General features: G+C 49.9%; 8 protein-coding genes. All 8 read left to right on the top strand.

Annotated features, from left to right (window positions below):
* Window positions 1-905 (top strand): hypothetical protein (locus tag ABMA70_RS15785; protein ID WP_393022331.1); only part of this gene is annotated, 905 nt, incomplete at its 5' end.
* Between the two features lie 3 nt (window positions 906-908).
* A complete protein-coding gene (locus ABMA70_RS15780) occupies window positions 909-1,229 on the top strand; it encodes a hypothetical protein (RefSeq protein ID WP_393022329.1) in 321 nt (106 codons plus the stop codon).
* Between the two features lie 588 nt (window positions 1,230-1,817).
* Window positions 1,818-2,264 carry a hypothetical protein gene (locus ABMA70_RS15775; protein WP_392994263.1) on the top strand — a complete coding sequence of 149 codons (447 nt, stop codon included), beginning with the start codon at window positions 1,818-1,820 and terminating at the stop codon, window positions 2,262-2,264.
* Between the two features lie 274 nt (window positions 2,265-2,538).
* Window positions 2,539-3,120, top strand: coding sequence for a hypothetical protein (locus tag ABMA70_RS15770; RefSeq protein ID WP_393022327.1), 582 nt, complete (start codon window positions 2,539-2,541; stop codon window positions 3,118-3,120).
* A gap of 345 nt (window positions 3,121-3,465) precedes the next feature.
* Window positions 3,466-3,615, top strand: a complete 150-nt coding sequence (locus tag ABMA70_RS15765; protein WP_393022325.1) for a hypothetical protein — start codon at window positions 3,466-3,468, stop codon at window positions 3,613-3,615.
* Window positions 3,605-4,831 (top strand): hypothetical protein, encoded by a 1,227-nt coding sequence (locus tag ABMA70_RS15760; RefSeq protein WP_393022322.1) that lies wholly within the window; start codon window positions 3,605-3,607, stop codon window positions 4,829-4,831. Before ABMA70_RS15765 ends, ABMA70_RS15760 begins: the two co-directional genes overlap by 11 nt.
* A 165-nt stretch (window positions 4,832-4,996) precedes the next feature.
* Window positions 4,997-6,976: a DNA polymerase gene (locus tag ABMA70_RS15755; protein ID WP_393022320.1), complete on the top strand. Its 1,980-nt coding sequence runs from the start codon at window positions 4,997-4,999 to the stop codon at window positions 6,974-6,976.
* Between the two features lie 145 nt (window positions 6,977-7,121).
* Window positions 7,122-7,811, top strand: coding sequence for a hypothetical protein (locus tag ABMA70_RS15750; protein ID WP_393022317.1), 690 nt, complete (start codon window positions 7,122-7,124; stop codon window positions 7,809-7,811).
* Window positions 7,812-8,021 lie beyond the last annotated feature (210 nt).

Below are 8,021 nucleotides of genomic sequence, written 5' to 3'. Positions count from 1 at the left end.
TGACTAACCGTCGCACTGTATTAACTGTCTGTCGTTTCAATGGCTATCGTTCTGAACTAGGTGGTGGGTCCACCATCATATGGCGTGAGTCAGGTACAGTGGACCATCTGCACGGCACACTAGACCATCATCGCAATGACGTGTCAGCACTACGCCTTGAACGTCGTGTTCCTAACCTACGCCGTGCTGCTAATGGCGCTACCTACTGGACCATCGCTGGCTACCGTGCTCGCATCGAGTGCCGTCGTCGTCCTAACTCTCAGGATGAGGAGTGGAAGGCTAGCATCCATCGTGAAGATGGTAGCTGGAAATGTAACATCGAGTACAACATGTACGGTATCCCTCGCACCATGCCTGATGGTAGTGACTTCGACTTGGTGTGGTCACACGATGACGTGGACCGTGAGCGTCAAGCTATCCGTGAGATAGACAAGATGCCTGACCCTGACCATAAGGACCGACACGGGGTAGCTGCTACGCTTGGACATCTACAGTCTAACGGTGGGCTACGTGGTCACAGTGTGGGTGACGTGTTCCCATACGTACCATTCTACAAGGGTGCATCATGTGAACAGTGGGTTCGCTGCCCTGATGGTACAGAAGAAGGACCATTCAGTAGTATCGCTGCCATGCACCAGTTCATCGAGATGAATGAGCTAGTCAAAGAACAAGAACGCCTACCTGTATTCACTGAACCAGTGCTACAGATGGGTGCCGCTGCTGCCAGCCACATCTCTGTCACACCAGAGAGTGCTGAGCAAATCATCGAGGTACTTGAGTACATCGGTGTACCACCACAGGACATGGAAAACATCGGTGTCATTGACGACACGGGCGATGGGTTCTATTCACTCCGCGAGTACCTAGACATCGTGGACAAATCAAACAAACTGCTTGAGGACTAAGCTATGAGAACGAACAACAACCACTACGCAACAGGTTCACGTAAACAAAACTTCGGTAAGCGTAAGCCTAAGAATGCTAACCGTATGTTCTTCGACCCAATGGTGTACGTACTGGACATCATCCGTAAGCACTTCGATGAGAAGGCTTTCCTTACACACAACCAGAAGTACGGGCATCGTGTTATCAAGTACCGCCACACTACTGGTAAGCGTCTGGTGTTGGGCACGCCTGCCAACTCACGCTTGGTGTACGACTTCGCATTCGCTGAGATGGATGAAGAAGCGTGCGAGAAACTGTGCTTAGAACTAGGGCAGGTGAAGTAATGGTCATGGTATATGGAATCGTGGCTATCATACTAGCCCTGTGCTGTGGCTCCATCGTATCGTTCGGAGCTAAGACAAAAGAGAACCCTGATGTTACTGACTACATTGCATCGGGGTTCATTCTAACTATTGGTGTGGTCTGTCTAGTCGCAGGGCTAGACTGGCTCAACCTAATACCGGAGATGTAATTATGAGACATCAACTCCACCCACTCACCCTTGAGTACACTCGCCTTGCTGTTCAAGACTTACTACAGTCAGCACGTGTGAGAGTGCTGCGTGAGTTCACTTGCCTTGAGATTAAGTACAAGGTGAAGCAAGACCTCAAGCAATACGCTACGGACTTAGATGATACCGCAGTGTACAAGCAGATAGACCTGCTAGCTGACACCATGACTGCGTTAGCTAAGGAGTTCTGCGAGGACACGGGTATCCCGTACCACTACTCATTCGTAGAGCGTTACATAGATGCTGAGTCTAAGGACTGGTACGAGAGCCATCGTGCATGTGATGCCTGCCGTGGAGCGGGTGAGCACGCTCTGCGTGTGGCATGGTTACTGCATTTACAAGATGATATTGGAGCATAGTCATGGAACTACAAACAATCTTTAATATGGTGCTACAACATCTAGCACGTCAGAACCAAGCGGCAATGAATCCTGAGACTGAGGGTTGTGCCTACCGTGGTGGTGAGAACACCAAGTGTGCGGTGGGCTACCTGATAGCTGAGTCTTCTTACTACGAGGAGTTTGAAGGACAGACTGTGGGTGATAGTGCTGTTGATGAAGCAGTGAAGGAATCCGTAGGCGAACTTACCCTTTCTGCTTTTGATATGCTAGCTAGACTGCAATCCATCCATGATGGTGACTATGAGTTAATCTGCAAACGCTGTCCGTATGATAGTAGCCCTGCCACTGCCATGAAGGTACGCCTTAATCGCATGATGAATGAAGTGCGAGACATAGCTGATGACTACAACCTCATCGTGCCTCGTGCTATCTACGACTGGGCTAAGCAGTACGGTTATGAGAGATAGCAGCTTTGATACTGACATCTTAGACATGACCACTGACTTGTGCATCGGGGAGCGTAGTGACCATCTGGTCTGCCCCTGTTGCCGTGGTGGTGATAGTGGTGAACGCAGCCTGTTAGTGTGGTGTCACGCTGATGGGCTAGCGTACCGCTGCTACCGTGTGAAGTGTGGACTATCCGGTAAGATAGGACAGTCAGGCTACCGCCCCGTGTCTACCAAGATGCGTAAGCCTAAGTGTCACACACGACAGCTACACCCTGAGCCATTGCCTAACGACGTGCTCGACTGGTACTTGGATTACTTCTGGTGGGCTGATGCTAAGATGCTACGTGTGAACGGTGTGCTCTGGGATGAGGCAACCGAGCGCATCCTATATCCAATCAAGTCAATGACTGGCACACACGAGGGCTACCTTGCCCGTAGGTATGACGACCTAGTGCTGGACAAAAGTAACTTTCAAGGAGGGAAAGCAAAGGCTTACTACAATTCCCTACCCAAAGACTACAAGATGACGTGCATGATGACACCACTCAAAGCTCAGTTCGATGAGTGGGTGGTGGTAGTGGAGGACTACCCTTCCGCTATGCGTATCAACACGGAGATACCGTGCGTTGCTCTATCCGGTACGAGTATCCAAGATGCCACGCTCATGGAGCTGGTGAGAGCAGGCAAACGTAAGGTGTGCTTTGTGCTGGACGCTGACGCTACCAGTAAGGCAGCGACTATGGTCTACAATTATGGACTCCACTTTGAACATCTTACCTTTGTCCCTCTGTTCGACGCTGACCCGAAGGACATGGAGGACGAAGACTTCGATGACCTAGTGGACACAATAAGGAGACAACTCAATGTTAAGTAAACGAATAGAACTAGGCTTCTGCCTACTGTTCACCTTCCTAGGAGCAGCCCTGCTTATCATAGGCATACACTCACCTGAGACTATGGAACCTATGGACTGGGTATTTGTCGGCGTGAATGTCGCCTTCGCCTTGTGGTCATTCGATAACTATCGTAAGGCAGGTTGATATGTACGGACCTAGTATTATACGACCTGAGACGATGGTCAGGCTCATACCACCAGCACCACCTACCAAGTGGCAGCGATTCAAGTGGTGGTTCGAAGACAGAGTATTCCCGTGGCTACTACTCACCGCAGCGTGGCTCAACATCTACGTATCCTTGATGGTACTAATGCGAGGTTGATATGTTTGATAAAGACACAGTGAAAGAGTGGAACTTACAACTCATGTCGCATAACGTTAACTCGTTAGGCTTATCATTCGAAGACCGCATTACATGGATTATGGAGTGGACATTCCTATGGTCTATGTGGGAGAAGTTCTATGGAAAGTGAAGCAAGCATTCTATCCGCCTGTATCGCTGACCGTAATGCCTATGATGTGGTGATGTCGCTCGAAGCTAACGCAGACCTCTCACCTAATGGTGTCATCCTGTTCAAGTTCATCTCTGAATACTACAAGCGTGACAAGAAATGTCAGAGCATAGACGTGGACGTGTTGCTCTCTACCATCTCAGCTCAGAAGCCACTGGCTTACGAGAAACTATCCAAGGTGGTGGACAACCTGCCTGAGCCTAGCCCTGCTAACCTTATCACCTTGCTCACTGAGCAGAGACTCAAGCGATTAGGCGCAGAGATGACAGCCGCTTTTGCAGCGGGTGACTCAGCCAAAGGCTCAGCATTAGCCGCCGAGTATCATGATGTGTATGAGATGGGTATCCAGACAGACGACGAAGACCCTCTGTTCGAGGTGTACAACGACGTGTCTATTGCTGACCTGACTCAATCACTACGGGAAGGTGCGAACCTATCCCTACTCCCTGACTTGCTAGGTGACATCGTGTTCAACATGATGCAAGGGGACCACGTCATCATCTTCGGTCCAGTCAATGCAGGTAAGTCTGCCGTCAACATACAGATTGCAGGTGACTACTGTTACGACGACCAAGTGGTGCTGTACGTAGGTAACGAAGACCCTGCCGACCGGATGGTGTTACGTACTGTATGTAACATGGTGGGGGAACCACTCGAAGAAGTGGAGGAGGACATGGATGGGTACACTGAGGCTGCACGTGAGGTGGGCTACCGCAACTTCATCTTCAAGGAGTTGGCTGGTGGTACTGTCACTGACATCGAGCGGCTGTGTGCCAAGTTCAAGCCTAACATCTGCATCGTAGACCAAGCACGGAACCTCGCCCCTGCTCCACGCAAGGGTGCCTTTGATGAGGCACAGGCTGAGGTGATGTACCAACTGCGTATGCTATACAAGCGCATGAAGATTGTCGGTGTGTCTGTTACACAGGCAGCAACCACTGACATCAAAGGTAAACCCTTGGACTTCAAGTTCAAGTTAGAACAGACCGACGTGTTCGGTAGTAGACGGGAGGTGGCAGCACAGGCAGACGTGATGATAGGTATTGGGGCAACTGAACAGATGAAGCAGTACGGACAGTTGTATCTCAATGTGTGTAAGAACAAGGCTAGTGGTATTCACGACGGTGTCATGTGTCACATCGACCCGTTCACTTCTAGCGTTAAGAGTAAGGACTAACCATGAAGCTAGTAATCTCAATGCGTCTAATTGACGACGACGATAAGCCAGTCGCAACCAAGGAGGGTACTGTCCCTATGGACACGGCTAACCTAATCACTCTCGTTCAAGAGTGGACTGCTGAACAGACGTGCGCCTTGCGCATAGCAGCTATCGAAGCTGAGCATGAGTGAACTCAAAGACTACAGCGAGTACCTACCTAAGTTCCTATACGACTTAGACCCTGAGATATACCTGTCCATGAACTTCCTTGTCCTTGACTTGGAGACAGACACGGATGGGGATGAGCGTTCGCCTGATGCTACATGGGAACAGAACGATATTGTTTCTGCCTCATGGGTGCATGGTCAGGGTGGACGTGGTACTGAGAAGTTTGTCTATGGTGGTATCCATGACATGGACGAACTGATACAGGACATGTACGAAGCAGACTTTGTCGTGGCACACAATGCTAAGTTCGACATCAAGTGGCTCATCCGTGCAGGGCTAGACCCTTCACGTATCCTAGTAGCCGACACGATGCTGGCTGAGTATGTGCTTACGGGCAATCTCAAAGCAGGTAAGAAGGGTGCGCTTACGCTAGGTGCTCTGGCTAAGCAATACCTCGGTGTTACTAAAGACCCACTCGTTGATAAGTTGATGCGAGGTGGGGTGTCACCACGTGTGATACCTAAGTCTTTACTTGAACGCCGTAACAAATCAGACATCTTCCAGACAAGAAACCTGTGGCTCAAGCTGCGTGATGAGATGGAGGAACGGGATGTTCTACACCTGTTCTACAATCGCTGCTTGCTGTCCCCCGTGTTAGCCGACATTGAGTTAAACGGGGTGCATCTGGATAAGGAACGAGTATGTGAGGAACATGACATAGCCTCTCGCCGTATGGCTGAGGTGGAAGCTGACTTGATGGACATGATAGACGGACGTAACCCCCGCTCTGTACCACAGATGCAGGAGTTCATCTACGATGTGCTCAAGTTCAAGCCATTAAAGAAACGTGGTGTTGAGTGGCGACCAACAGGTGAGGAGGTACTGCAATTCAAGGCACGTACCAAGAAGCAGCAAGCTTTCCTCGACCTCAAGAAAGAGTTCGCTCAGCTCAATGCTGACCTAAGTAAGAACCTCGACTACTTCTACGGGGTAGTCACGGAACGTGAGGACTGTTTATTCTATGCGCAATTCAACCAAGCTCAGACCGTTACGCACAGGTTGTCTTCTTCGGGGATTAAGACCAAGTTCGAAATGTACCCGAAAGCCAAGAGCATTCAGTTACAGAACTCACCTCGAAAATATAAGCGTCTTTACTCAGCCCGAAATCCCGACTGGTACGTCATTGAAATGGACGGTGCTCAGATTGAATTTAGGGTTGCTGGATATATAGGACAAGACACCCGCATCTGTCAGGATATTGTTGACGGTGTGGATGTACACCGATTCACTGCCTCAGTGTTGAACCACTGTGACGAGGAGGAGGTGACTAAGGACCAGCGTACTGATGCCAAGCCTGATACATTCAAGCCACTGTATGGAGGACAGTATGGTACGGATGACCAGATGGCTTACTACGAGGCGTTCCGTAACAAGTATCAAGACATCACACAGGCACAGCAAGACTGGCTGATGAAGGTGCTACGTAACAAAGAGATTACCCATCCAACGGGTATCACTTTCTACTACCCTAACGCCAGCATGAGTGGCAGTGGTTACTGTCAGGACTTCCCGTCCGTGTGTAACTACCCAGTGCAGAACCTAGCGACAGCGGAAATCATCCCTATCGCATTGGTTGCTATCTGGCATGTGATGAAAGCAATGAAACTACAGTCGTTCCTCGTGAACACTGTGCATGACTCCGTCATATCTGAATCACCACGTGATGAGTTGGAGCTGATGTACGAGATTAGTAAGTGGGCTTTCCTATGGTGGGTCTACGAATTTCTGGACATCTGCTATGATTTACAATTCAACGTCCCATTAGGGGTTGGTTATCAGGCTCACACCCATTGGGGTGGTGGTAAGGAAGTCTTCTTCGAACCTTCGCAATATGATGGCGAGGTTGTGAAGATAGATAAAGGGGAGATAACTGTTACAGCTATCCCTCCTACCAAGATGGATGGAGTAGATTACTCCTCTTTGTATAAGGACTAAGCATGGAACACGTATGGCTTATGACCTATGAGCATTACCTCCGTCAAGGCGAGAAGCTAGACGACGCAGTGGCTAATGCTAACAAAGCAGCGGAAGCGTTCCGAGCTTTCGCATTGAAGATAAACTCAGACAAAGGAGATGAGTAATGTCTGACTCTGTATTCGAGGGTAAAGTCCTCAGTATCAAAGTAAGTAACACCAGTAACGGTAAGTTCTACCGCCTTGAGGTGGAGGATGACAACGGTAAAGACTGGTTCGGCATGGGGAACGAAGCGCCTGACTTCGGTGAAGGAAGTATCGTATCATTCGACTTCACAGAAACTGATGATGGTAAGTTCTTCAACGTGGATGGTGACATCGAAGTCGTAGACCACGTAGAACCAAAGGGACGTGGAGGTAGCCGTGGCAATAGTGGCTCTCGTGGTAATGGTCGTGGCAATAACTCTCGCGGCTCAGGTAACAGTTCCCGTGGCAGTGGTCGTGGGAATGGCAGCTCTCGTGGTAGCGGTAGTCGTGGGGGTAGTGGAAGTTCTCGCGGCAATTCTAACAAGGGTGGCTCTGGGTCCAAGAGTGGCAAAGGCGAAACCGACTGGGAAGCCAAAGACAAACGCACAGCCCTAGGCTTTGCACGTGAGCAGGCTATCAAGGTGCTAGCTGCTATGATTGAGCAGGGTGCCATCACTCTGCCGAGTAAGAAAGCTGAGAAGTATGATGCCTACCTAGGTTATCTGAACGAACTCTCTGCCTACTTTCTTAGTCAAGCAGACAGCTACGTTAACGAAGGCATCGAAGCAATCTGCGGCGACTTCGGAGACGGCGGAGAAGACGAAGACTAAACGTCTAAAGGTTTACGGTACTTCTGCCGAAGGCAAGGTGCTGCAAATCTGGGATGAGAACACAGCCCCGTATGGACAGTACGGGGTCTGTACCTCAGTCCAATGGGTGGAGAACACCACTCATGAACCACTATTCACTGGGTACATGTACACGATATGCAAGTCCACTGAGGAGGGAACAATCAACGGTGGCTTGGTGCAGATATGCGG

This window comes from Halobacteriovorax sp. XZX-3 (genome assembly GCF_043196495.1).
Lineage (GTDB): Bacteria > Bdellovibrionota > Bacteriovoracia > Bacteriovoracales > Bacteriovoracaceae > Halobacteriovorax_A.
This window is presented reverse-complemented; position numbering and strand designations above follow the sequence as displayed.

Coding starts and splice junctions, on each gene's coding strand:
- ABMA70_RS15780 (WP_393022329.1), top strand. CDS start 909: ATGAGAACGAACAACAACCACTACGCAACAGGTTCACGTAAACAAAAC.
- ABMA70_RS15775 (WP_392994263.1), top strand. CDS start 1,818: ATGGAACTACAAACAATCTTTAATATGGTGCTACAACATCTAGCACGT.
- ABMA70_RS15765 (WP_393022325.1), top strand. CDS start 3,466: ATGTTTGATAAAGACACAGTGAAAGAGTGGAACTTACAACTCATGTCG.
- ABMA70_RS15760 (WP_393022322.1), top strand. CDS start 3,605: ATGGAAAGTGAAGCAAGCATTCTATCCGCCTGTATCGCTGACCGTAAT.
- ABMA70_RS15755 (WP_393022320.1), top strand. CDS start 4,997: ATGAGTGAACTCAAAGACTACAGCGAGTACCTACCTAAGTTCCTATAC.
- ABMA70_RS15750 (WP_393022317.1), top strand. CDS start 7,122: ATGTCTGACTCTGTATTCGAGGGTAAAGTCCTCAGTATCAAAGTAAGT.